At 49.6% G+C, this 25,337-nt stretch carries 23 protein-coding genes; 8 read left to right on the forward strand and 15 right to left on the reverse strand.

The window, feature by feature from the left end; translation table 11 throughout:
* Window positions 1-1,032 precede the first annotated feature (1,032 nt).
* The 4 genes from B0475_RS15415 to B0475_RS15430 all read right to left on the reverse strand — a co-directional run bounded on the left by B0475_RS15415 (window position 1,033) and on the right by B0475_RS15430 (window position 5,289).
* Complete coding sequence (locus B0475_RS15415) at window positions 1,033-1,608, reverse strand: ECF-type sigma factor (RefSeq protein WP_077412787.1); 576 nt, start codon at window positions 1,606-1,608, stop codon at window positions 1,033-1,035.
* 27 nt (window positions 1,609-1,635) lie between these two features.
* Window positions 1,636-3,468, reverse strand: a complete 1,833-nt coding sequence (glmS, locus tag B0475_RS15420) for a glutamine--fructose-6-phosphate transaminase (isomerizing) (protein ID WP_077412788.1) — start codon at window positions 3,466-3,468, stop codon at window positions 1,636-1,638.
* A 1-nt stretch (window position 3,469) separates the two neighbouring features.
* On the reverse strand, window positions 3,470-4,819 hold the full coding sequence (glmU, locus tag B0475_RS15425) for a bifunctional UDP-N-acetylglucosamine diphosphorylase/glucosamine-1-phosphate N-acetyltransferase GlmU (RefSeq protein WP_077412855.1): 1,350 nt from the start codon (window positions 4,817-4,819) through the stop codon (window positions 3,470-3,472).
* A gap of 188 nt (window positions 4,820-5,007) precedes the next feature.
* Window positions 5,008-5,289: a hypothetical protein gene (locus tag B0475_RS15430; RefSeq protein ID WP_077412789.1), complete on the reverse strand. Its 282-nt coding sequence runs from the start codon at window positions 5,287-5,289 to the stop codon at window positions 5,008-5,010.
* A gap of 292 nt (window positions 5,290-5,581) precedes the next feature.
* On the opposite strand from B0475_RS15430, the gene B0475_RS15435 reads away from it, so the two are divergent.
* Genes B0475_RS15435 through B0475_RS15450 form a run of 4 tightly spaced genes read left to right on the forward strand, consistent with a single transcriptional unit; the run spans window position 5,582 to window position 8,649 of the window.
* The gene (locus B0475_RS15435; RefSeq protein ID WP_109862413.1) at window positions 5,582-5,935 is read left to right on the forward strand and encodes a GntR family transcriptional regulator; all 354 of its coding nucleotides are present in this window, start codon (window positions 5,582-5,584) and stop codon (window positions 5,933-5,935) included.
* The gene (locus B0475_RS15440) at window positions 5,928-6,827 is read left to right on the forward strand and encodes an ABC transporter ATP-binding protein (protein WP_077412791.1); all 900 of its coding nucleotides are present in this window, start codon (window positions 5,928-5,930) and stop codon (window positions 6,825-6,827) included. Before B0475_RS15435 ends, B0475_RS15440 begins: the two co-directional genes overlap by 8 nt.
* A complete protein-coding gene (locus B0475_RS15445; RefSeq protein WP_077412792.1) occupies window positions 6,824-7,495 on the forward strand; it encodes an ABC transporter permease in 672 nt (223 codons plus the stop codon). The genes B0475_RS15440 and B0475_RS15445 overlap by 4 nt, the downstream gene beginning before the upstream one ends.
* An 8-nt stretch (window positions 7,496-7,503) precedes the next feature.
* Window positions 7,504-8,649, forward strand: a complete 1,146-nt coding sequence (locus B0475_RS15450; protein WP_077412793.1) for an acyltransferase family protein — start codon at window positions 7,504-7,506, stop codon at window positions 8,647-8,649.
* Here B0475_RS15450 and B0475_RS15455 read toward each other — a convergent pair.
* From B0475_RS15455 to B0475_RS15470, 4 genes are all read right to left on the reverse strand, one after another.
* Window positions 8,629-8,967, reverse strand: a complete 339-nt coding sequence (locus tag B0475_RS15455) for a DUF1304 domain-containing protein (protein ID WP_077412794.1) — start codon at window positions 8,965-8,967, stop codon at window positions 8,629-8,631. The genes B0475_RS15450 and B0475_RS15455 overlap by 21 nt on opposite strands.
* 71 nt (window positions 8,968-9,038) lie before the next feature.
* Window positions 9,039-9,539 (reverse strand): GNAT family N-acetyltransferase, encoded by a 501-nt coding sequence (locus B0475_RS15460; RefSeq protein WP_077412795.1) that lies wholly within the window; start codon window positions 9,537-9,539, stop codon window positions 9,039-9,041.
* Window positions 9,532-10,359, reverse strand: coding sequence for an SDR family oxidoreductase (locus B0475_RS15465; protein ID WP_077412796.1), 828 nt, complete (start codon window positions 10,357-10,359; stop codon window positions 9,532-9,534). Before B0475_RS15465 ends, B0475_RS15460 begins: the two co-directional genes overlap by 8 nt.
* A 263-nt stretch (window positions 10,360-10,622) precedes the next feature.
* Window positions 10,623-10,841, reverse strand: coding sequence for a TIGR02450 family Trp-rich protein (locus B0475_RS15470; RefSeq protein ID WP_077412797.1), 219 nt, complete (start codon window positions 10,839-10,841; stop codon window positions 10,623-10,625).
* A 463-nt stretch (window positions 10,842-11,304) separates the two neighbouring features.
* Here B0475_RS15470 and B0475_RS15480 point away from each other — a divergent pair, with 463 nt between their 5' ends.
* Window positions 11,305-12,198: an alpha/beta hydrolase gene (locus tag B0475_RS15480; protein ID WP_077412799.1), complete on the forward strand. Its 894-nt coding sequence runs from the start codon at window positions 11,305-11,307 to the stop codon at window positions 12,196-12,198.
* A gap of 54 nt (window positions 12,199-12,252) precedes the next feature.
* On the opposite strand, the gene B0475_RS15485 is transcribed toward B0475_RS15480, so the two are convergent.
* Window positions 12,253-13,359 (reverse strand): M12 family metallo-peptidase, encoded by a 1,107-nt coding sequence (locus tag B0475_RS15485; protein ID WP_077412800.1) that lies wholly within the window; start codon window positions 13,357-13,359, stop codon window positions 12,253-12,255.
* A gap of 383 nt (window positions 13,360-13,742) precedes the next feature.
* On the opposite strand from B0475_RS15485, the gene lexA reads away from it, so the two are divergent.
* Genes lexA through B0475_RS15500 form a run of 3 tightly spaced genes read left to right on the forward strand, consistent with a single transcriptional unit; the run spans window position 13,743 to window position 16,536 of the window.
* Window positions 13,743-14,363 (forward strand): transcriptional repressor LexA, encoded by a 621-nt coding sequence (lexA, locus tag B0475_RS15490; RefSeq protein WP_198538332.1) that lies wholly within the window; start codon window positions 13,743-13,745, stop codon window positions 14,361-14,363.
* Complete coding sequence (locus B0475_RS15495; RefSeq protein WP_077412802.1) at window positions 14,363-15,652, forward strand: putative DNA modification/repair radical SAM protein; 1,290 nt, start codon at window positions 14,363-14,365, stop codon at window positions 15,650-15,652. The genes lexA and B0475_RS15495 overlap by 1 nt, the downstream gene beginning before the upstream one ends.
* A complete protein-coding gene (locus B0475_RS15500) occupies window positions 15,649-16,536 on the forward strand; it encodes a TIGR03915 family putative DNA repair protein (protein ID WP_077412803.1) in 888 nt (295 codons plus the stop codon). Before B0475_RS15495 ends, B0475_RS15500 begins: the two co-directional genes overlap by 4 nt.
* Here B0475_RS15500 and B0475_RS15505 read toward each other — a convergent pair.
* The 6 genes from B0475_RS15505 to B0475_RS15530 form a co-directional block, all read right to left on the reverse strand.
* A complete protein-coding gene (locus B0475_RS15505; protein ID WP_077412804.1) occupies window positions 16,526-17,362 on the reverse strand; it encodes an acyl-CoA thioester hydrolase/BAAT C-terminal domain-containing protein in 837 nt (278 codons plus the stop codon). The genes B0475_RS15500 and B0475_RS15505 overlap by 11 nt on opposite strands.
* 106 nt (window positions 17,363-17,468) lie before the next feature.
* Window positions 17,469-19,025: an exonuclease domain-containing protein gene (locus B0475_RS15510; protein ID WP_077412856.1), complete on the reverse strand. Its 1,557-nt coding sequence runs from the start codon at window positions 19,023-19,025 to the stop codon at window positions 17,469-17,471.
* 211 nt (window positions 19,026-19,236) lie between these two features.
* Window positions 19,237-21,135 (reverse strand): NosD domain-containing protein, encoded by a 1,899-nt coding sequence (locus B0475_RS15515; RefSeq protein ID WP_077412805.1) that lies wholly within the window; start codon window positions 21,133-21,135, stop codon window positions 19,237-19,239.
* Between the two features lie 319 nt (window positions 21,136-21,454).
* On the reverse strand, window positions 21,455-21,826 hold the full coding sequence (locus B0475_RS15520) for a hypothetical protein (RefSeq protein WP_077412806.1): 372 nt from the start codon (window positions 21,824-21,826) through the stop codon (window positions 21,455-21,457).
* A 23-nt stretch (window positions 21,827-21,849) separates the two neighbouring features.
* Window positions 21,850-22,797, reverse strand: a complete 948-nt coding sequence (gene pip / locus B0475_RS15525) for a prolyl aminopeptidase (protein WP_157893012.1) — start codon at window positions 22,795-22,797, stop codon at window positions 21,850-21,852.
* A 601-nt stretch (window positions 22,798-23,398) separates the two neighbouring features.
* Entirely contained in the window at window positions 23,399-25,285 is a 1,887-nt protein-coding gene (locus tag B0475_RS15530; RefSeq protein ID WP_077412808.1) for a NosD domain-containing protein, read from the reverse strand.
* Window positions 25,286-25,337 lie beyond the last annotated feature (52 nt).

Genomic DNA, 25,337 nt, shown 5'->3' on the forward strand with positions numbered 1-25,337 from the left:
TGTTGCCACTGCTGTTTATTCAAAGGATCGGATTTTTTCATGTCATCACCAGGCCACACGCAGCCCGCGGAAAAACGTTGCACAGTATAACCCAATTGATGGGCTAAACATGGGACTTCACTCACAGATAACGCCTTTTTAAGCAGTTACACAAAAATCCCATGTTGTTCAGAACTGAACCGCCGTTCTGAGTTGTTGGTACACACCATCCCTGACTCATCCCTGGGTAATGACTTCCTGTGATCCTTATCTCATGAAGCGCCCGGTGTGTGACGGGCGCTCACGGTCTTCCCTGATTCATCCCTGATCATTAACCATCCCTGCATTCCTTATGACAGCAGCCCTGGCTGGAGCCATTGTTGACTGTCATACCTTTATAAACGCAAAAACCTGGCAAAGCTTGTCAAAAATGTGAAGGTTTTTTACTGATTCTGGTCTGTACTGTATTTTTGCTGGCTGATCAACACAGCAAGCCTGTGCAACAACAGGGTGCCGGCCATTGATCTTTACCAGAGAGTGAATTCGGCGAGGTACGCCAATTCAGCTGATTCGGGTCCTTGTCTCATCCCTGAGCATTGTTTCCCTGTCTTCCTTAATTGACCTTTAACACATCCGCTGAAATGCGGACATTGATCCCGCATCCATGGCTCATCCCTGAGCAACATCTGTCCTTAATAGTCCCTTCGACAACAAAAGAAGAAGAAGGAGAAACTTTTGCTGTCTTACTTTGATAAACGCAATGCACAGAAAAACCTTGTCAAAAAAAATGATTTTTTATCAAAAGTGACGAAATGCAAATCTTCAGACCGACCCTCAGACGAGTTTAGCCGCTGGGAGAATAGGCGTCATGCGGTCTTGTCCCTGATTCACAGATGTGCCGGACATGCCATCCTGCACCCACTTAAGCCAGGCGTTCAGAACCGGTCAGCAGGCCCTGATGAAAAGATTGATCAATCCAGCTGTTTTTGTGGTTATCGCGAATAAACCTGACGTGTCAGACATTGACTCAATTTGCAGCCTGTCGGGGATGGCTTACTTGAATTGCATGAGAATCCAGGTCCTGGCAAATTGCCAGTTTCTGGAGATGGTAGATTCTGAAACTTCCATCACAGCAGCCATTTCAGGTATGGTCAATCCACCAAAGATTTTGTATTCAACCACGCTGGCTGCGTCTTCATCAATGGCTGACAACTGGGTGATCAGGTCATCCAGTTCAATCCAGTTGACGTTTTGCTGATCAGGCTCTTCAATGAATTCCTGAATCCTGTCCAGGGTGAGGTGTTGATGTTCTCCGCCCCTTTTATGACTGTGTTCTGCACGGTACTGATCGATGATCACACTGCGGATGACCTTGGCTGCTATGGCCAGAAACTGACTTTTGTTTTTCCAGTCCAGTGCTTTGTGATGATTCAGCTTGATGAATGCTTCGTTGACCACTTCAGTGGTTTGCAGTGCACTGGCAGATTTTGATTTCAATTGAAAATGGGCCAGTTTGTGAATATATGGATACAGGGATTCAATCAGCTTGTTCTCCACAGCACGGTCACCGTGCGACCACTGATCCAGCAGTAAAGTGATTTCTTCCTGAGGTATCCGGGATTGATTCATCTGATTACCATTCTGTTAGCCATATAATTATTCGACCGTGACCGACTTGGCCAGGTTCCTGGGTTGATCCACATCGGTGCCACGCAACACAGCTACATGATAAGACAACAGCTGTAAAGGGACGTTAAAAACGATGGGCGAAGTAAAAGAACCACTGGCTTCGAGTTCGATCAGGTGATTCACCCTGTTGGCCAGACCATGTTTTGACTTGTGATCAACAAAAGCATACAACTCACCGCCCCGGGCCCTGACCTCTTCAATGTTGGATTCCAGTTTTTCCAGCAGCTCATCATTGGGACAAACCGCGATCACCGGCATGTTCTCATCCACCAGCGCCAGTGGCCCGTGTTTCAGTTCACCGGCAGGATATCCTTCTGCATGGATGTAAGAAATCTCTTTCAATTTCAGAGCACCTTCCAGGGCAATCGGGTAATGCACCCCACGACCCAAAAACAGCGCATGATCACGGCGCACAATTTGCCGGGCAATCACCTCAATCTGGTCATTCAGCATTAAGGATTGGTTGATGATTCCTGGCAGGGTCCTCAATTGTTTGGCCAGATTGGTTCGAACAGCAGGATCGACCCCTTTGATCTCTGCCAATTTGAGGGTCAACAGCGCCAAAACTGTCAACTGTGTGGTCAGTGCTTTGGTCGACGCCACCCCGATTTCCGGGCCGGCATGGGTCAGGAAACACACATCAGTTTCTCTGTCCAGAGAAGAATTGGCCACATTACACACCGCAAAAGTGGATAAATAGCCCGCAGTTTTGGCAAACCTCAGGGCGGCCAGCGAATCTGCTGTTTCTCCAGATTGTGAAATGGTCAGAAACAAGGTGTCATCGGGCACCACGGGTTTACGGTAACGGTATTCACTGGCGATCTCTACCTGGGTGGGTATCTGGGTGATGGCTTCCAGCCAATAGCGGGCCACCAATCCGGCATGGTAGGAGGTACCACAGGCGATGATGTGTATGTTTTTTACTTTTTTCAAGATATCAGCGATGGGTTCATCAATGAAATATTTACACACCTGATCATTGTACAACCGACCAGCAATGGTGTTGGCTACTGCTGTGGGTTGCTCATGAATCTCTTTAAGCATGTAATGAGCAAAACCATCTTTACTCAGCGCATCAGATGACAGGTTGACGGTTTTCAGAGGCCGTTCAACAGGTTGTCCGGCGTGGTCATAAATCTCACAGCTGTGCTGGGTGATTTCTACCACATCACCTTCTTCCAGGTAATAAAACTGATCGGTTTCATTGATCAATGCCTGAACATCAGACGCCACATAATTTTCGTTATCACCCAAACCAACCACCAACGGACTGCCTTTTCTGGCTGCGATGATGCGGTCCGGATCGGACATACAGGTAATGGCCACGGCATAGGCACCTTCCAATTCTCCAATGGCCTGATGACTGGCCGCCGAAAAATCCTTACCCTGGGCCTGATAATAATGAATCAGGTGCACCAGGGTTTCGGTGTCCGTTTCAGATTTAAACACGTAACCGGCAGCCACCAATTTATCACGCAATGGGCGGTAGTTTTCAATGATGCCATTATGCACCACCGCAATGGCGTTATTCGAATCATGTGGGTGGGCATTGGCCGATGTGGGCTCACCATGCGTGGCCCATCGGGTGTGTCCAATTCCCACATGTCCACTCACTGGATGTTCAATCAGTTCCTGTTTGAGCTGAGACAGTTTGCCGGCCTGTTTACGTATCGCAATCTCATTTCCGGAGATGATGGCGATGCCGGCTGAATCATAACCCCGGTATTCAAGGGTCTGTAATCCATGAACAATGATGTCAACCACATTTCTATGGGCGCTGACTGCTACAATTCCACACATGTTATCTTTTTCCTGGTTTTTGCCAGTTGTCGACGGTTTTTTGCCGGCTTCTGGATAAGGTCAGTTGGTTATCCGGGGTGTCTCTGGTGATCGTTGAACCAGCCCCAATGGTGGCATTTTTGCCAATGGTGACCGGTGCCACCAGTTGACTGTCTGAACCAATAAACGCACCATCACCAATGGTGGTGGTGAACTTATTTACGCCATCATAATTACAAGTAATGGTGCCGGCACCCATATTGACACCTTCACCTATTTCAGCGTCGCCGAGGTAGCTGAGGTGACTGGCTTTGCTGTTTTGACCAAGCCGGGCCTTTTTGGTTTCCACAAAATTTCCAATCTTGCAGCCGGCAGCCAGTTGGGTACCAGGTCGCAAACGGGCAAAAGGCCCCATAGAACAGGCACCGGTGGTGGTCACGCCATCAAGCATGGTATGCGGTTCCACCACTGTTCCTGCCGCCAACCGGCAATTTTTCAGCACTGAATAAGCGCCAACCCTGACGTTGTCTCCGAGGGTCACTTTACCTTCCAACAGCACCCCTTTATCGATCACCACATCCTGGCCGCAATCCAGCTGACCACGCACATCTACCGAATGAGGCTTCAATAAACGCACACCCTGTCGCATCAGCTGCTCACGAATGCGTTGTTGCATCAGGTCTTCCAGCTCTGCCAGTTGAGCCATGTCATTGGCCCCTTTCACGGCATTGGCATCGGCCAGTTGTACCGCCTCGAAAGGTGTACCATCTTCTGCAGCCAACCCAATCACATCGGTCAGGTAGTATTCAGCCTGTTGGTTGTTATTGGACAGTCGAGCAAGCCACTGATCGAGTTTCGCCGCCGGTGCCTGAATGATGCCAGAATTGATTTCTTTGATGGCCAACTGCTCTGTTGAAGCATCTTTTTGTTCAACAATGGCCTCAATGTGTGCCCCATCACGAATGATGCGGCCATATCCTGTGGGATCACCCAAAGTAGCCGTGAGAACAAACTGACTGGCTGTGATGGCGGACAAATCTTCCGGCATCACCAATGGCGCATCTCCATAAAGTACCAACACATCTTCATCATCCCGAAAGAATGGCGTTGCTTGCCGGACCGCATGACCGGTTCCCAGCTGTTGTTGTTGCTCTGCCCAGTTGACCTGTTCATGTTGTAAATGTTGAATCAACTGATCTCCCTGATGACCAAACACCACGGTGATCTGAGCTGGTTTGAGTTGTTTGGCCAGCGACAAAACGTGATCCACCATTGCCAGTCCGGCTACTTCGTGGAGTACTTTGAGTTTGGCTGATCGCATCCGGGTGCCGGCTCCGGCAGCCAGGATAACCACATGCAATGGGTGGCTCACAGACACACTCCTGATGACTCTTGTGACAGGTTGAGTTGAAAAAAAGTTGACTTCAAAGCTTAAAACGGTTGTTTAAAAACAGTCATTATAAGTCATCTCAGCCGGAAGCCAAAGTGATAGCGGAATCAGCCAGCCGCAGGCAGGACAGCTGACCCTTGTGCAGGGTCAGAATGCACGGTCTGATTAACTTAACGAGGCCTCTGTCGGTACACCTGAATCACAATCTCAGTGAGGTCACTGTCTGCATCAGCCAGTAACTGCTCCAGAACCTTTTTTCTGGATGTGGTGTCCAGTCGCTCATAATAACGGAATGTACCTGGCATCTCGTTTTTCAGGTAATCAGTCAGGTCCTTGGTGGACTGGAAAGCAGGCAGCGGTTGTCCGGTGGCAAACAGACCTGTGTCATTGGTTTCTTGTGCCTGACTCAGGCTGCCAGACAGCAAGCAAACCAAAATAATCAATGTTCTCATGGTAAACCCTCTTAATTTAAACGCCTTTCTAATATGGATCATCACATTAGAGTAAAAAATCTAATTGCCCGGATCGGTTGCCCATTTTCTGCCTGAGGCCACCAACAGTCATTCTCTTTCCAGCAAACCCTGGAGAACAGTGAAGTCAATCATCCCGATTGAATCAGTTGCAACACATACAATAAAAACACTTGACACTTCGATCACTGTGTATATACTGTGCATACATAATATATACAGTAGTTACTCTATGGATGCTCACTTAATACTCTCTCAGAAAGACGGCCGACCCATGTACATACAAATCATGGAACAAATCAAACGCCTGGTAGCACAAGGTGATTGGCCCGCTGGCGAGAAAGTGCCATCCATCAGGGAATTGGCCGTGGCGACTCAAGTCAGTGTCATCACGGTTAAAAGGGCATACCAGGAACTGGAGCGGGCCGGCGTGATCATCACGCGGCACGGTATTGGTTCATTTGTGGCAGGCCACAAAGATTTAGGAGATCAAATCATGAAAGATGAAATAGACCAGCACCTGCTGAAGGCCATTCAACAAGCCAAAAGTTACGGAGTGACCATTGAGACATTGCTTGAACGCATCAAAACCTTGTCAGACGATCCCAGCGGAGGCGATCATGAATGATTACACTTTTCAATTTGATAAGGTGTCACGCCGCTACCCCCACTTTCAATTACAGGACATTAACCTCAAGCTGCCCACCGGCGGCATCATGGGCCTGATTGGCCCGAACGGCGCGGGTAAATCGACACTGATCAGGATCCTTATGGGCCTGATTGCTGCCGATGAGGGAACAGTGACTGTGTTGGGGCAACCCATCCCTGAGCAACAACAAGCGGCCAAACGCCATATCGGCTTTGCTTCAGAAGACATGCGACTGTATAAGAATGCCACCCTTGACTGGCACATGAGCCTGATCGGCCGTATTTACCCGGAGCAATGGGACAGCAAGTACGCCAATCACCTGCTGAAAGCTTTTGATCTGATTGCTGAGCAAAAAATCAAAGGCATGTCCCATGGTCAACGGGTCAAATCCGGCCTGCTGCTGATGCTGGCCAGGCATCCGAAGTTTCTGATCCTTGATGAACCCACCACTGGACTTGACCCCGTGGCCCGCAAGGAGGTACTGAATGAAATGATTGCGGTATTACAGGACGAGGAGCGCAGCATCCTGTTCTCTTCTCACAACACCCAGGATGTTGAGCAAATATCTGATCAAATCACCTTCATCGACCGGGGCACGCTGGTCAGTTCCAATGACAAGGAAAGCTTCATCGAGGAATGGCGTCGGGTACGCATGCGGACACCTGAAAACCTGATGCTACAAGCTGATGGCAACATCAAAGAGCTGATCAGACAGGGGGCCAACACAACCCTGTTGGTCCGGGGACTGACTGATCAGATGGTCACCGACTGGCAACAACAGGGGGCCACCATTCAACACATTGATTACCTGAGCCTGGAAGAAATATTTGTCGCTGAGGTTGAAGCCAAAAGACAAGGAGATAATTCATGAACCACATCATCAAAACCCTGGTCTTCAAAGACATCCAACTCAATCGCTTGCCATTGTTTATTTATCTGCTGCTTGGACTGAGCAGCCTGGTGATGCTGTCATCTGAAACACCAATACTGTTCTATGCCGGTGTGACCATCCTGCTGTCCGCCATCATCATCACCGGTGCGCAAATGGTCATCACCACCGTGACCAATGAACGCACCGATCAGGTTATGCCATTCATCATGAGCTTGCCCATTTCATTTCGCCAATACACCCATGCCAAGGTGTGTGCCAACCTGGGTGTTTTTCTGGTGTTCTGGCTACTGATGCTCGGCGGTCTGATGGTGGTGATCTTTGGTCAACCGCAGGTACCTGACGGCCTGGCAGTCTATGCGGTCATTCTGTTGCTTGAAATGTTGGCTGTGTTTTGCCTGGTACTGGCAGTGGGGCTGATTTCAGAATCACATGCCTGGACCATAGTGGTGATCTCGCTGACCAATGTGGCCTTGTCCATTTTCATGTTCTGGACCGCCAGTTTTGAGGGCATCCAGCAACACATGCAAACCGATGCAGTGGTGTGGAATCAGACCGCCGTCACCTTTGTGATCACAGAAGTGTTGATGATTGTGGCCTGCCTGATCCTGACTTATGTGATTCAGGGTCGTAAAAAAGACTTTGTTTAATCAAGGAGATGATGATGCACCAGACAGAAAATTTTCGCCGACTGCACCACATGGACAACCTGCGGGCCCTGGCCATGCTGTTGGGTGTGGTGTTCCACGCCAGCCTGGCTTACAGCCCGATGCTGCACTTTTTCTGGCTGTCATCAGACACCGAAAAGTCTGCCTCTATTGATGTGTTTGCCTGGTTTACCCACTTGTTCCGCATGCCACTGTTTTTTTTGATTGCTGGCTTTTTCGCTGTGTTCCTGTTGCACAAGCGGGGACTGACCGGTTTTTTGAGGAATCGGCTGCTGAGGGTGCTGACCCCGTTGTTGATCTTTTTACCCTTGGTGTTGTGGACCATGTACCTGGCCATCATCTGGGCCAGCCAAAACGTGGAAAACCCCTCTCCGGTACTGAATTTCATCTTTATGGCCATGGATTCCGAACAATCCTCTGAGCAACCCATCAGTACCGCTCACCTGTGGTTTTTGTATTACCTGTGTTTTTTCTATCTGATCACCGCGGTGTTCTGGAAGCTGGGTTTATACCAGTTGAAACAGACTGCGCTGTTGTTCAAACCCTGGGTGATGGTTGTACTGGTGCCGTTGTTGTTTGTTCCAGGGTTTTACCTGGTCAATGCCCCTCATCCGGCGCCGGAAGGTCTGCAGCCTTTATTCTGGCCGTTCATCCTCTACGGCTTGTTCTTCCTCATCGGCTCACTGTTGTACCATCATCAGCAGGCGATTGATCAACTGACTGGCTATCGCTGGTGGCTGCTGCTGGCCGGCCTGGCCAGTTACGGGTATTTTAACCACCGCGTACCGGCGGCTGAAGGAGATGTATTGATGGCCTTGTCAGAAAGCATCACTGCCTGGTATCTGACCTTGTGGTGCGTGATTGCAGGACAGCGATACCTCAATCAGCACAACCGTACATTTCGCTACATCGCTGATGCATCATACTGGATTTACCTGATTCACCTGCCATTACTGATGGTTATTCAATACGCCATGCTCGATACAGCCTGGAACCTGTGGTTGGAATTTAGCTTATCGGTCTTGCTGACCATGGTCATTGGCTTGCTCAGTTATGCCCTGCTGGTCAGGCACACGCCGATTGGCTGGATGCTCAATTGTAAAAGACCCAGGGCTTCAAAGCAACAACAGCATTAAGCCTACCGCTGCAGGCAGAGCCTGAATGAAAAAGATTTTTGGATTGGCTGTGACCGCGCCAAATACACCGGCAATCAACACACAAAGCAGAAAAAACAATTGCAGGTGGGTGCCGGCAGGTCCCAGCCACAAACCCCAGATCAACCCGACGGCCAGAAAGCCATTGTACAAACCCTGATTGGCCGCCAACACCCGGGTTTGTTCTGCCTGCTCGCGACTTTGCCCAAAGGCTTTTAACCCCAGTGGACTGGTCCACAAAAACATTTCCAGCACCATAAACCACAGGTGCAGCAATGCCACCAACCCAACCACAATCATCGTCACATCAACCACTGGTATTCCCCGGATAAAGTCAATCCATTAAACCCGGGAAGCCACGGGTTGTCAATTCAACGGCTGTTCAGATCCAGCACCTGTAAACTCACCATTTTGCCGTTATGGGTTTGCTGCGCCATTTCCTCAAACCCAAACCGTTGATGAAAACGTGCCGAGGGGCGGTTTGGGGGGTGCAGGTTGTATTCACAGGCCAACTGAACAATGCCCTCATGCTGTGCTGCCTGACACAGGTCCTGGTATAACTGAACACCCAACCCTTTGCCGGCCTGATTGCTGTTGATGACGATGCGGTCTATGTACCAGAAATCAGTCAATTGGGTGCTGAACCAGCGGTAATTGTCACTGGCATAATCAGCACCGGCCGGTAATACCAATAAGAAGCCAACAGGGACGTCAGGTTCCTCACAGATCACCCGATGGTAACAAGCCTGCTGATCCAGGTACACCAATTGCTGGTGATTCAGAGGACTGGTCCAGCGAACTTCCGCATCATTGAGGCTCAGAATCAAAGACAGGTCTGATGCGATCGCTGGCCGGATCACCACATCACTCATCAAGGTACAGATCGCGCATCAATTCTGTGGCGTCAGGAGCAAATTTATAGCGCTCAAAATCGTTGACACCCTGAGCCCTGAGGATGGCTTCATCCACCCAACTTTGCCCTGAAAATGACAGGTCATTGCTGTTGATGATGGCCAGAGCTGCCTCCGCCATGATCAACGGGGTCCTTGATTGCTGCATGATTTTTTCATCCAGGGCATATTGAACCGCCGCGGTGGCGATGGCCGTTTGAGGCCAGAGGGTAGAAGCCGATACCCCATCATCACGCAGCTCTTCGGCCAAACCGAGGGTCAGCAGCGTCATGCCATATTTGGACAAAGTGTAAGGAATGAACGGCTTGAGCCAATGCTTTTTCAGGTTCAGCGGCGGTGAAAGGCTGATGATGTGCGCCTGATCACTCTTTTTCAAATGTGGAATAGCGGCCTGTGCACAAACCAGTGACCCCCGTGTGTTGATCTCATGAATCAAATCAAAGCGCTTGACCGAAGTGTCCTGCAAACGGGTCAGCGAAATGGCACTGGCATTGTTGACCAGCACATCCAGTCCACCAAATTGTCTCACCGTCTGCTCCATGGCCTCCTGCACCCGGTCTTCATCACGCACATCAAGCTGAATAGCCAGGGCTTGACCGCCCGCGGCTTCCACCTCCTCGGCCACGCTGTGAATGGTACCTGGCAATTTGGCATGGGGTTCAGCGGTTTTTGCAGCAATCACCACATTCGCACCTGCAGCGCCACACAGCAGGGCTATTTCCCGGCCAATGCCCCGGCTGGCACCAGTGATGAAAATGGTTCTGTTTTTGAGTGATGACACAATGCCTCCTGATGATGAAAGTTATGAAACCAATATCATACCTGTTTTGATCTGTTGGGGGGAGGTTGGTGCCATTGAACGGTGGGTTTTATCAGGGGGTCAGCATCCTGTTGCGGTTTATTTCAACCGCTGGTAAGTGCTGCCCTTCAGCCGGGTCATGTACTGATCGCTGATCAGTTTTATTCATCCCCGACGACTGACTTCAGTCTTCAAGTCAGCTTTTGATGAACCCGAGCCGCTAACACGGTCAGGCCAACGCCCTTCTAATGCCAGCCGACACGCCACTGACTGTTGTCTTTGAGCTGCTGCCAGTCAATTTTAAACAGTTTGTGGGTGAGGATGGCTTCAATCTGACAAAACACGGGCTTACCCTTGGCATTGAGCTCGGCATTGACCACCATGAAATGTCGTTCTTTGAAGTCGGGAGTGAGTGAAGTCCATTTGCTGTTGAGTAGCTTTCTTGGATTGATTTTCTGTTGCATAAAGCACCTCATGTGATGAGCATTAAACACACAATCATTTCAGGGCTTTGAGCCATGGTTGGCCACTTCAGGATGACCACCTTGCTGAACAGTTGATCGAAATAACCAACCAAACCCCCTGAAAGTCATTCGAAACCTCACTCAATATCATAGGGTTTCAAGCCACATAATTCCAGCAGAAAATCAGCCATTGCATGTTCCTGAAAAAATCACCCGGTCCGGAGAAACCGGTTGTCAGGCGAGGCTGTGTTATCATGACTTATTTATCCACATCAATTCCATGAATCCATTGGAAAGGCTCCTGACTGTTCACAAGCAAACCATTCAGCTGTTCGGTTTGTTGACGGGTGCACTCACCTCTCCCATAACTTCGCAACTCATCATCAACTTTTATGCCTTGGTTTTTTACAGTTAAGACCATTCACTGCCCTGAATTTCACAGTCGCTTTGTTACATTGACCCGATGATTGTTTTCACCTCTATTTGGTTTAGGGCCCTGATGACCATGCTGTTGTGGATTGGTCTGACATGGTGTCATTCAATACAAGCCAATGGGCTGGCACTGTGGCCATTGAACACCAGTCTGAAAATCTCCCATCCGATTGAATCAAGCAAAAACATCCGCTATGGTCCGCTCAAACATCAGAAGTTGAATGTCTATGGCCAGAATGCGGATACCATTAAACCTGTGGTGATGTTTATTTATGGTGGCGGTTGGAACAAAGGCAAAAAAAATCACTACCATTTTGTTGCTGATGCCCTGGTCAGGCGCGGTTACCTGGTGGTCATCGCCGATTACATCAAATTTCCGGAAGGCCGCTTTCCGACATTCATTGAAGACATCGCCCAGGCGGTGGCCTGGACCAAAACCCACATTGCACAGTATGGCGGAGATCCAGAGCAGCTGTTTCTGACGGGTCACTCGGCAGGCGCCCATACCGGCGCACTGCTGATCAGTGATGCCAGTTACCTGAATGCGGTTGGTCTGCAACCCACAGACATCATGGGATTTGCCGGTCTGGCGGGCCCTTACAACTTCACCCCGGAGTATCACCGCTTCGTCAAAACATTTGGTCAGGCCAATTTTAAGCGCATGAAAGTCAATAACCACGTCAATGGCGATGAACCACCGGTGCTGTTGTTACACAGCCGCAATGACCGGGTGGTAGGCCAATTCAATTTCGACACCTTCAGAAACCAACTTCAGGCTCGGGGTGGCCAGGTGAAAGCGGTGTTGTTTGATGATCCGGGCCATGTCGGCATGGTCATGAAAATTCACCCGTGGTTTGCCGATGATGTCAATCTGACAGATCACATGGATGACTTTTTCCAAAGCCTGATGAACAAGGCACCATAAAATCGTGCTGACCAGACCCAGGTCATTATTCGGTCACAATTTGACTGATTTGCCTCACTGATTTGGCAACGTCAGATCAAAACCATTGTCAAAAATCAAATCGTTCACCCGTGCCCTGAAGTCGGCCGCGATGGGAACGGTTTGTTCCAATGATCTGGCGTTGTCACGTTCATCTTCTGTGCCAGTTGGCAAATTATTGAACAACACATCCGGATTGGAGAAATAGGGTCTTCTGGTACAGCCACTGCCACATTGGGCAGAATAAGACAACACCGTCCGGTATGAGCCATTGTGGTAGTGCCCATATGACCAGGGGAAAGACGCATTGGCCGGTGGGGTATTGCTGTTTTCCGGGTTGTGTTGCAGCCCAAGATTGTGACCAAATTCATGGGCGAATGACAAATTACCCACCGCACAGCCCCTGGCTGTAACCTGGAAGGCAAAACTTTCAAAACCCGGGCCCGGAGTGTTCATGACGTAACCACGGCCACAAGAACCACCGATGTTGTTGGCCAGCAAGGAAACCAAATCTGCCCCCACTGAGTCCCTGATCGCAGCCACAGTGGGGTCAGCCCTGACCCAGTTGAGGTCATCTGATGAACTGCCTGAATCATTGTAAGCAACCAGCTGAGCCCGAACCAACACACCTTCAGCATCAACCCCACTGTTGGAAAAAGACAGGTTCATGGCATCCACCGCAGCCTGTGCGGTGGCCTGAATACCGGCATCACCACCTGACGCATCTCTGGCCTCAGGCGTGTATACCACAAGTACATCAAATGAATCAGTGATGCCTCTGGTTGAAGTTGCCTCCGGCTGTGCAGCCGATACCGCTACATTAACCGGAACATCACCATCACACTCATGAAATGCTGCTGACTGCAAAGCAGCCACCCGCAACTGGCCCTCCCCGCTGGGAGATAACTCATAAACCGTGGACTTGGAATACAAAGCGCCGGCATAAAAACCATTCACCGCACTGATGATGAGCTGTTCTTCAGGTTGACCTTTTAAATGCCCGGACCAACTGTAACGCTGATCGCTGCGGATTTTCAAATCTTCGAACACCACCGTCACCAATACACCATCCGGTAATGTCACATCAAACTCTGCCACCCGGTTTGTCAATAACTGGTGATTCAGCTCAACCAGTGAAGCCACTTATTCAGTGGGGCTCAAGGAGCGGGAATCAACTGGAATAATCTTGCCAAACAGTTGCTCTGCGATGACCGCCGGTGTGGCACCCATCAATATCATCAACATCATTTTTTTCATGCTTGTTTCATCTGATACCTGATTGTCTCAGCCAGCCTTGGTCAAAGCATGCAGACTGTTTCATCAGTGACTTGGTCAAATAAAACCCCATTATGCGAGGTAAATGGTTCGTTGAACAGCGGTTTTCAGCAAAATCACATGATTCAAAGCAGAACGCTCAACGCAAACCCCCTTTGGTTCACGGAAACAACCCGACAGGTGGCCGTTTTTTATATCAGGTCAACAATGATGCCTTGTTTTTTCCCTGTATGTTCCCTATAATCAAACACATGTTGACCACCCGCGAACAAGACACCCTGGCGTTCATTGAACGTTACCTCAGGGAACATCAGAAGCCGCCCCGTCTGGTAGACATTGGCGAAGGCCTGGACATCAAAGCCATGGCCCACATTTCCCGCCTGCTAAAGGCACTGGAACAGAAAGGCTATATTCAGCGCAGCCGTGCCAACCGTGGTATTCATTTATTAAAAACCAGTGACCAACCATTGACTGGCCTGAGCATCAGTATGGAGCCCGGTGAATTGCCCGTGCTGGGCCGCATTGCAGCGGGTTCTCCGATCGAAGCAGTCAGTGATGATGAAAGCATCGACATCAATGCCATGCTTGCCGGTCAGGATCATTTTGTGCTTAAGGTTGAGGGCCAATCGATGCAGGATGTGGGCATCATGGATCAGGATTGGGTGGTGATCCGGGCCTGCCAGACGGCGCGAAATCATGAGATTGTGGCGGTGATGATCAATGGCTGGGAAACCACCCTGAAACGCATACAATACATCGATGAGCAAACCATCCGTCTGATTCCCGAAAACAGCACCATGGATGCGATGGAGTACCACCCGGATCAGCTGGCCATTCAGGGCGTTCTGGTGGGGCAGTTCCGCCGTTACTGATGAAACTGATTGATAAACTTGCGGTATTGGCCGATGCTGCCAAATACGATGCTTCTTGCGCCTCCAGTGGAACCAGCCACAGAAACTCCCTGGATGGCAAAGGCATCGGCTCAGCCGGCGGCACAGGGATTTGTCACAGCTACACACCAGATGGCCGTTGTGTGTCTCTGCTGAAAATCCTGCTGACCAACTTTTGTATTTATGAATGCAGTTACTGTGTCAACCGGGCATCCAGTCAGGTACGTAAAGCACGATTCAGTGTCGCTGAAGTGGTGAAACTGACATTGGATTTCTACCGCCGCAATTACATCGAAGGGTTGTTCCTCTCATCCGGTATCATCAACAACGAAGATTACACCATGGAACAACTGATCCTGGTGGCCAAAGACCTGCGCCTGAAACATGGTTTTCGTGGCTACATCCACCTGAAAACCATTCCGGACGCTTCACCTGAGTTGCTTAAAGAAGCCGGGCGCTATGCCGACCGCCTGAGCATCAACATTGAATTGCCGACGCAGCAGAGCCTACAGAAACTGGCCCCGGAAAAAAGCCTGCAAGGCATCACCAGTACCATGTCACGGCTCAAATCAGGCATTGAAGAGGCCAAAGAACAACACAAAAACCACACCCGGATCAGCAACCAAAAGACCCGCAGCCGGCTGGTGTTTGCGCCGGCAGGCCAGAGCTCTCAAATGATCATCGGTGCCGATGATTCCACCGATGGCACCATCCTCAAAACCACCGACCGGCTGTACAGCCGTTATCGCATGCGGCGGGTGTACTATTCGGCCTTCAGCCCGATACCGGATGCTTCATCGGCACTGCCCCTGCAGGCTCCACCATTGGTGCGGGAACACCGCTTGTATCAGGCGGACTGGTTGTTGCGGTTTTATGGCTTCCGTACCGATGAAATCGTGCCCACACAAGGCACTGATGCCGGCATGCTGGACCTGCACATTGACCCCAAACTGGCCTGGGCGATCCGCCACCGTGACTGGTTCCCGGTGAACATCAACCGGGCACCGCTGGAATTGCTGTTGCGGGTGCCCGGTATTGGTGCGCGCACCGCGTACAAAATCACCACGGTGAGAAAACACCGTCTGCTGAGGCTGGCTGATCTGCAAAAACTGAGGGTTCCTTTGAAAAAATGCCGGCCTTTTATCGAAACCCTGGACCACACCCCAAACAGCCAATTGCTCGAACATGACAACCTCAGGGCACAGTTTGTACCACCGGTCCAGCAGGAGCTCGCCTTGTTCCAGTCCACTGCATCGATGGTGTTTTCATGAACATCGACGGCGTGAGGGATTTCAAAACCTGGCGACAACACGCCAGGGATTTACTCAGGCAGCAGGTCCATCCGACGACCATCAACTGGGCTGGTGACCAACAGACTCAGCTGGCATTTGCCGAACCCATACAGATTCAGGAATCAACCAGTGCTTACCCACCCACCAAAACCCAGGTCCCGGCCAACTTTCTGAAGCTGGCCCGGGCTGCTGCCTGTTACCGCGACGATGACCGCTGGGCTTTGCTCTACAGCCTGTTGTGGCGCCTGACCCATGATGAGCCGCACTTGCTGCACCTGATCACTGATCCTGAAGTCCGTCGCTTGCGCCACATGGCCCAGGCCGTGCGCCGGGATGCGCATAAAATGCATGCCTTTGTGCGCTTTAAAAAACAGCAGATTGACGGGCAGGACTGGTATGTTGCGTGGTTCGAACCCAACCACCTGATTGTGCCTGACACGGCAGACTTTTTCATCCGCCGCTTCAACACCATGAACTGGTCCATCCTGACTCCGGATGCCTGTGCCCACTGGGATCAGCAACAACTGAAGTTAACCGAAGGCTGCGAAAAACCCACTGACATCGATTGCACTGGTGATGACATGGATGATTACTGGCGCCAGTACTATCGACACATCTTTAATCCGGCACGCTTGAAAACCCGGGCCATGCAAAGTGAAATGCCAAAGAAATACTGGCACAACCTGCCTGAAGCTGAACTGATCAATGAACTGACCCAGGGCTCAGGACAACTGACCGAACAGATGCTGCGCAATGCCACCCGGCACCCCGATCACTTGCGCCAAAAATCAAAACGCCTGCGCGAACAACAGGACCGCATCAGAGCCAAAAATGAGATCCTCAATCATCCCATCACTGAATGAACTGCTGGCGCAGGTATTCAATAATCCTGGGAAATTGAGTCAGCACCGAAGCATGATCACCGGACAAAGACCAATGTTCATAATCATGGCCAAACCGATGCTTTTTCAACCGTTCCATCACCAAATCAGACATCCGGGTTGACGGCCAGACCTCATCCTCCTGTGCTGATATCAGGATCACCGGTCCATTGATCCGTTCTACCGCAATCAACGCTGGATGATCATCACCAACATCCTCCAGCAAAACGGTGAATACCTGATGAATATCCCCAGTCATTCTTGGCACCACAATATCTGGTGTGGCTTTGACAAACTGGACTTCCTCACCCAGGTACATCCAGGATGAATGTTTCATCTCATAAGTCAATCCGGGAAAACTCACATGAGACGGCACCAGGGCAATCACCGCACCAATGTCCTGATAACGACTGGCCAGATTCAACACCAGCTCACCACCTTTGGAACCGCCAATCACTATGATTTTTTGGCCATCGATTTTTGCATTACCGGCGGTATCAACAATCAAAGCATGAATGGCATCAAGGGAAATACGGTCCAGTTGCTGTGAGGTGTTGGGCATACCAAAATAGCCCACCGCCAGAAAGGCAAAGCCGGCATTGATGAAATCATCCCTGACCGCTTTCCAGTGCTCACTGGCCCAGGCATTACCGCCTTCACTGCCACCAAACCCGACCACCAAAGGCTGTTGGTCACCATCACCCAGATACAGTTGTGCATCCAGCTGCCCATGTCCTTTCGGTGGGTTGGCACGGATCATCATCACAGTCATCAAACCAAGCAGTGTCCAAATCAGTCTGTTATTCATCAATAGGTGTCTCCAGTCAGGTTTTAATCAATCTAATTAAACATACATTTTAGAACAACAGTATGTGGTTGTAACCTCCCGGAAGTGATGGTTTACCCAAAATTTTTCACTCTGCTGATCTGAGCAGTGGATGCACATGAATGTGGTTCAGGCGGCGCTTTTCCGGGTCCAGTAAGAAACGCACCAGAATAAAGTAGATGTCCAGATCAAAAGCATCCAGACCCTCATCACACTCAAGCTGATGGCTTTCGGGCAACCTCGCTGCAGGCTGTTTTCTGACGACAAAACCTGCCTCCCTGAGCTGCTCTTCCGAATCAATGCCTCGTAAATAGACCCATTGATTGACCAGGTGAAATTGTGATGGCCTGTGTTCATCCGTAGACCGTTCTTCAACCAGTACCGCTTCCGGCCAGGGCCAGATTTTCTGTTGATAGCCATTGAGCGCACGAGCCAGTCGTTGGTTGTGATCAGCGTATGTTTCCTGACCACAACACACCCCCTGGCATTTTTTCAGCTGGTGCCTGAAACAGGACTTTTGGTTGCTGACTTTTTGGTTTTCGATGCCCAACACCTGATGACACAGCATGAAATGATCCGCCAATTTATGCAGCTTGTTGTGCACCTGTCGGCGGCTGCGGAACAGGCCATAGCTGTTTTGCACCAAATGGTCGGAGTCTTCCACATCAACCGCCACAATTTCCGGATAATCATAGCCCTCAGGGTGGTGTCTGATCACCAGGCGGTAGAGCTTGCGGACCCGTCGCAATCGCGAGTTATACAGCGGTTTGAGGGCTTTGACTTGTTGGCTTTCCAATAACTGGGCACCCAGGTCAGAGACCGTGCACTGATAGGTGATTGAGGCGATCGAGGCGCTCATTTTCAAGTCCTTGTGGTTCTGGTGGTCCTGGGAAAAATGACTCAACACCCGTTGTCTGATGTTGACGCTTTTACCGACATACAACAACACCTCCCGGGCATCATAAAAATGATACACCCCTGGTGATTTCGGCAAGGCATCCACATCGCTTTGCCTGATCTGTGATGGCAGGCTGTGTTCTTTGAGCAATTGCTGACAGGCCGCCTCAATATCCGCTGTGGTATGAATCTGTGTGGTTTTTAAGAAAAACCGGTGAATCATTTGTGCATCATCCAGCGCCCGGTGCCGGTTTTCGATGCTCAAGCCAAATCGCCTGATGATCTGGTCCAGCCCATGCCGGTTGAATTGCGGGTACAACATTCGACTGAGTTTCACTGAACACAGCGGTTTGTCCTGATAACTGATGCCTGAGCGTTTGAACTCCTGTTTCAGAAAACCATAATCAAAGCGCGCATGATGTGCCACCAGGGTGCGATCAGCCAGCACCGCCAGTAATTCATCAGCCAGCTCTGCAAAAGTGGGCGCGGCATTGACCATGGACTGGGTGATACCGGTCAGACGGGTGATGCCCGGTGGAATCGGGCGTTCAGGGTCTACAAAGCTTTGCCAGGATTTAATCAACTTGCCGTCTTCAACGATCAGCAAGCCGATTTCAATGATGCGGTGGTAGGTGGCCCGCCCGCCAGTGGTCTCGCAATCGAGCAACACCATGCGCGGTGGAAAGCCAGAAGAAAGCTGACCGGCTGATGCAGCATCCAGCCAGTCCAGTTGTGTGGATAAGGTCATGGTCAATGGATTTTTATTGACCATTCTAGCCAATGGCGGTGAATATTTTGTGTGCGGCTTAAGCTGTCAAATGGATTACGGACCTGTTGAATGACAAGCGGTCTTTGATCACCTGATCCCACAAACTTTTGCCACATTTATCTGACACCTTTCTGACAATTCAGCCAGAAAAGTGTCACTTGGTTGGTCTTTAACAGACCCCGGTTCAGCTTTATTGAATCAGGTATTGATCTTTGCTGGTAACCAAAGGATATTCATCAAAAGCATCCTGACCGGGCCATGGGTGATCTGCATCAGCCAAGCCATCACCGTTTTGGTCTGAATGGTTACCATCGATATAAAAATTACCCAAATAGCTGGTCAAATTTTGTCCCTGATATTGATAATTCACTGGGTCCTTGCCACGCCAGATGGCACGACTGGCATCATTGATGCATACCTCTCCGCCGGCAAAATCAAAATGATTGCGACTGAAGTAGTTGAACTCAGCATCATGTAACCGAAAAGCACAGTCCGGAAAATCAGCGCCTTCAAGACCCTGAAAATCATTGCCAATAAATTCGTTGCGTTCAGCAAAACCCAAAAACAACATGACCTGATTTTCAGTTACCAGGTTGTTTATGAACACATTGTTTCTGGTGTACCTGATGTTCATGCCATAGTCATTCTGATTCAGGTCATTGTCTGCGATCAGGGAATAATCTGTACCCGTTACGAACAGTCCCATCCAATTCTGATTGCTCTGGTTATCAGTAACTTCATTGTAGTAACCAGCATTCAGGTACAACGCATAAGAGGTGCCTGAAACAATGTTACTTGTCACCTTGACTCTGTTGGAGTTGGAAATCCATATACCACTGTATCCATTATCAATGGTCTGATTGTCAACGACCTCAAAATCTTCACTCAACCACAAGTGAATACCTGTAGATGAAACGTTGATTTGATGGTCTGAACTGATGTTTGCCTGAATAATTCCATTGTTTGACTCTACGACATAAATCCCGGCATCATCATTGGCTCGGATTTGATTACTGCGAATCACAACATCCTGGGCATTGTTGATGTATATACCGAATTCAGCCTGATGACTGATCTGGTTGTCTGTGAATTCACCACCGGTTATTTGTTCGGCATAGATGCCTTGCAATCCCCTGGCATCACACTCCAAACCACTGACCCTGATCTGATTCGCACCGGTTATCCTGACTGCCACATCCGGTACTCCATCGACCTCAGTTTCAGCACATTTGGTGTTGATCACCTGACCGTTATCAGCTCCGGCAGCATAAAAAACATCTGCTTCTGAGTCGGGGGCCAGGTTTTCCACCCCAAAACCACGAATGGTCACATCACTGGCCGTCACTTCAATGGTGTTGAGTGCTGTTGAGCCGCTGATGATACTGGACTCAGGACCATTGACTGACTCCACAGTCAGGGCTTTGTAAACCACCAGCGATTCAGGGTAAATTCCATCATCCACCAACACCCGGTCTCCGGGTACAGCCGCATCAATCGCTGCCTGTATGGACAGGTATTCCTGTGGTACCCGCAATGTGCTCACGGTAGATGGCACCACACGCACGGTGTAGTCTTCCGTTTCACCGGACAACATCGGCACACAAGGTTCGGTGTGGTCATCGAATCCGCCTCGGATACGCATCCTGGTCAATAACTCATCATCGCCAATTAAGTCACTCAGATCAACCTCAGCGGTGACAGTCTCGAAACCACTGTTGGTATACAGCCTTTCGGCATCACTGAATTGACCATCCTGATTCAAATCAATCCAGACCCGCCAATACAGTGGATAGGCTTCCATGGCCGGATGATCCATTTTACCTGGTATCAGTTCCAGATGGTTCACCCCTTCCTGCCACTCAATCACCTGACTGGTGTATTCAGCGTACCCAATGTATAAATGATCCTGATCACCGTAATTATTATGATGGCGACCAGATATGTGGCCAAATGGCATACTGGTGACCCCCTCAACCCACATCCACTGATTATCAATAGCACCCCCTTCACAATAGGTCTGTGACCATGACTTCAATGACAACAAACTCAGGGCGCAACACAGCACCACCGTCAGGTATTTTTTTTGCATAACATTTCCTCAAATTAAGAACAAAACAGACACCCAACCAGCCCACATCAAGACTTATCCGGAACGTCTTGTGTGGTTGAAAACAGCTCAATAAATGGAGCTGTTTCAGAACCGTTTGGATGAATTAATTATCGCATTGAGGGTTCGCAAAACCTGCGAATCATGACTTGATTGCTGAACAAATAGTTCATTTAATATCAATATGATAGGTACCGCTTAAATGAACTTTCAGCGATGGTTAAACATGCCCCATCAGGTCATCGCTGACGCCATTCCAAGCCTGGGCTGTGACCCATAGAAGGTGGTTTTTTTGTGGTACTCAGCTCCTCAGGTCACCACGCAACAGCCGGGTCACCCACACTGTGGCTTCGGTGATGATCACTGCACCTGTCAGTACACTCAACGCAATCACCAACAACTCAGGATTGAACCCTTCATCCACCAACCAGTTCACCACCAACAGCATCAGCAGTGCCGTCAGCCCATACATGACTTGTCTGAATCGTCTGAACACAATGGCACTCACATGCTGTTTGAACACAAAAATGCCGACAAACACCAGCCAACACATCAAGATGAAGCCCTGCAGGTATACCATCAGCACCAGTTCAAACATCCCTTCCAGTGAAGATAACCCGCCATGTCCCATGGCGTCGGTCACACTCAACAACAAGGCTGTCCCCGCAGGCATGGTGTACTGTCTTAGCGTACGCATCAGGTGGAAGACAAGCGTACCAACATCTCATCGGTGGCGCTGACCAGGGCGTGGGCCATGGCCGGTTCTTTGGAGGCATGACCGGCCCGGTCCACCACCGTCAATTGCGAATCAGGCAGGGCCTGGTGTAACAGATAGGCTTTTTCAGGTGGACAAAGCATGTCGTAACGGCCATTGACAATATAAACTGGCATACCTTTGAGCACTTCCAGGTGATCGGAAATCGGTCGGTCAGTGATGAAACAATCGTGCACACAGTAATGGGCTTCCAACACCCCCTGGTGGGAGTCAAAGTCATCATCCAACACCGGTACCGGGTTGTCCTGAATGGTGAAGCCAGCTTCTTCCCAACGCATCATTTCATAAGCCGCGCGATCCCGCACCGCCTCATCGCCGCTGGTCATCATGGCGTAATAGGTTTTGAGGATCTGATGCTGTTGTCCTTCCGGCACCAGGTTCCGGTAGCGCTCATAGGCTTCTGGATTGAACCGACTCAGGCCTTCCTGCCACAACCAACGGTTTTCTTCAGGAGTGCCAAAAAACACCCCACGCACGATCAGACCCAACACCCGGTCACGGTGCTCTTGAGCATAGACCAGACTCAACGTCGATCCCCAGGAACCACCAAACACCACCCACTGCTCAATGCCCAGGTGCTCACGGATGGTTTCGATGTCAGCCACCAGGTGAGCCGTGGTGTTGTCGCTCAGGTCACCCAATGGCCGTGACCGGTTACAGCCGCGCTGATCAAACAATATGATGTGGTATTGTTCCGGATCAAAAAAACACCGGTCATCCTCCCCACAGCCGGCACCCGGTCCACCATGCACAAACACCACCGGCATGCCGTGCGGATTACCACAGGTTTCGACATAGATGTCATGTACATCACTGACTGAGAGGTGAAAGACTTGGTTCGGTTCTATCGGTGGGTAGAGGGTTTTCATGGGGCTTCCTGGTTGGTTTTGGAAGCAACCATTATAATCAAATACAAAGTAACAATTCATCCATGACATTTGACCTGCTGATTTCACACCACCCAATGTCCTGTGGTGGCAGAAACCGTCACTACCTGCTTTTCCGGCTTCATTGCTACCAATGAATTTAATCATTGATAAGCCGGTGTTAGATGGTTGATTTCACCAATGATCAGAAAATGTTGACCCCTCTTTCAAATGACACCGGCTGAAGCCGGCGCTCCAAAGTGTTTACATTGATTAGAATTCATCGGTGAAAAACAAACTGTACTGGGACGTTGACTTCTCATGTTTAAATGAAATGAGTGTGATTGAGTTGACTCAATCAGATTTATACCAGATCACTTGACCAACCAACTACTTTCATTTTTTTCATCTTGCAACTCATTGACAAGGATGTTGAGGATAACTCAAGCCCTGAACACCTGGCTTACCGAGCCATTGCCAATCCTTCACACCTGTGAAAATGACCCACGTCCTTGTGGATCACATTCGAGGTAAAGAGACTCAGCCAGTCGTGCAGTGTATTGTCATTAATGGTCCATGGCACTTGGGCACTTGTATCACTTAGTTAGGGTTTTTGTAACAAATAGAATGACAAAAGTTGAGACAATGGACGGGTGTCAACAGTCGGCCCTCCGGAAACGGGATGTGTGAGCTCAGCAACCCCGTCACCATCCACATCAAAGTGATCTGCGTTGTGGTAGTAATTACCCAATTGGACAGTCCAGGTCTGCCCCCCGAATTCATAAGTGAATGAATCAACCGAAGTCCATGAACTTTGATCACTGGATGACAAACAGATCTTTCCGCCCTTTGTCCAATTGAATTCATTCAGATAGAACATATTGTTTGAGGACCGGGTTGCAAAGATTCGACAACGGGACGCGCCACCTACCATGTCATTGGCTGAGCTGTTTCCTGTGAATACATTTCCGTATGAAAATGTATACCTGATCATTCCAAAATTGTTGATCCACAGGTTATCGCTCACCAAACTTTGATCCATGCCTTCAGCCACCAAGGCATATTCTTGGTTCGTTTCAAAGGAATTTTCGTTAATTTCCAGATCGAATGAATCAAGGACATGAAGCCCAAAGTCAAAGCCGCCCTTCACGGTGTTGCCCCGGAATGTCACCAGATTGGACTCCTTCAGCAGCACCCCTTGATAACCAGAATCAGCAATCAGATTGTCCTGTACCAATGAGTTTTCAACTTGGGTGATGTACAACCCAAAGCTGCTGCTGCGATTGCACCGATTATTGGTTATCAGCAAATCGACAGAGTCACCAATACTCATACCCAATCTGTTGTCATCACACAGGTTGTTGGTAATCACATTGCCATTGGACGCTATCAGACTCAAACCTGCACTCAGGTTGTTATTCAAAACATTGTTTTCAATCAAACCGTCATCAACCAGTAAAAACCTGATTCCAGTTCTGCTGTGTCCATTTAAGGTGCTGTTGGTGATGTGAATGCCCGAGGACCGATCGGCGTAGACCCCCCTGGACCCCCTGTTCACACAATGCAACTGATCAATTTTCACATCATCTGCATGGTCGATGTGAATGTTGATGTAGTCGGTTTCAGCGGAAATTTCCGTTCCACAGTCCACATTTTTAATCAATCCCCGGTCTGCACCAGGGGTGTAATGAATACCTGCCAAATCAGCTTGGCGCTCACCGCTCAAATCAAACCCTTGGATGGTGACATCGGGTGCCATAACAACGATGGTTGGTTCAGTCAGCACCCCGGTGATGTTGGTGTTTGCAGGACCGTTAACTGAGGTCAACGTCAGCGGTTTGTCAATCAACAAACTTTCCGCATACACCCCATCTTGAACCACAATTTGATCTCCTGCGTGAGCCGCATCAATCGCCTCTTGAATGGAGCCATAAATGGCAGGCACATGCAAAACCGTTGCATCAATCGAAACCGTGTAGTCTTCCACTTCTCCGAGTCCAATGGAGCCACAAGAAGGCGCGTCCTCGAACAATCCCGATGAGACGCGCATGCGCGTGGTCAACTCGCCATCAACCACCAGTTCGGACAAGTCGATGGTTTCGACCAGCATGTCCACACCGCTGTGGGCCAACACCCGTTCATCAGGGGCAAATATCAGGTCCTGGTTGAAATCAATCCAGACCTGCCAATGTGACGGATAGGCATCCATCCAGGGCTGGTCAAAACGTCCCGGCACCAAGACCAGTTCATTCAAACCTGTTTGCCACTGAATGACTTGGTCAGTTTGGTCATCGTAACCGATATACAAGTGGTCTTGATCGCCATAATTGTTGTGGTAGGGCCCGGTGAAGTGGAAAAAATCACCACTCATCAGGGCATCAATCCACAGATAGTGATTGCCATAGGAACCATTTTCGCAATAATCAAGTTGCTGCGAATGCACATCTTGTCCACTGGCCAACAGCATCAGACACACACATTTTTTCAACATAATTTTTCCTCATTTTTTATTTGATTAAAATAAAAGACAGCCCGGATCTCAA

Source organism: Marinicella sediminis (assembly GCF_002000055.1).
Lineage (GTDB): Bacteria > Pseudomonadota > Gammaproteobacteria > Xanthomonadales > Marinicellaceae > Marinicella > Marinicella sediminis.